This is a genomic window from Mycobacterium sp. DBP42, from assembly GCF_005924235.1.
Classification (GTDB): domain Bacteria; phylum Actinomycetota; class Actinomycetes; order Mycobacteriales; family Mycobacteriaceae; genus Mycobacterium; species Mycobacterium syngnathidarum.
The window spans coordinates 1-400 of sequence record NZ_VCMY01000120.1; the positions used below are offsets into that span (position 1 = coordinate 1).

At 63.2% G+C, this 400-nt stretch carries 1 protein-coding gene; it reads left to right on the forward strand.

The window, feature by feature from the left end; all coding sequences use genetic code 11:
• Positions 1-68 precede the first annotated feature (68 nt).
• The coding region (locus tag E0T84_RS31670) for a peptide deformylase (RefSeq protein WP_138746433.1) at positions 69-400 on the forward strand (332 nt) is incomplete at its 3' end.

A 400-nucleotide genomic window follows, 5' to 3' on the forward strand; every position in this document is an offset into this window, starting at 1 on the left:
CAAGGCAAGCGTTGGAGCTAGAATCTGCGACGTATGCCGGCGTGCCGGCCCCCTACCCGGAAACAGCCATGGCCCTTCTCCCCATTCTCGAGTTCCCCGATCCGCGCCTGCGTACCAAGGCTGCGTTGATCGACGCCGCCGAAGTCACCACGCCGGCCTTCCAGGAACTGATCGACAACATGTTCCTGACCATGTACGACGCCCCGGGCATCGGCCTGGCCGCCACCCAGGTGGACGTGCACAAGCGCTTCATGGTCATCGATGTCAGCGAAGAGAAGAATGAACCGCATGTGTTCATCAACCCGGAAATCGTCGCCAAGGACGGGGGCCGGGTGTACCAGGAGGGCTGCCTGTCGGTCCCGGGCATCTTCGCCGACGTGACCCGCGCTGACACCATCAC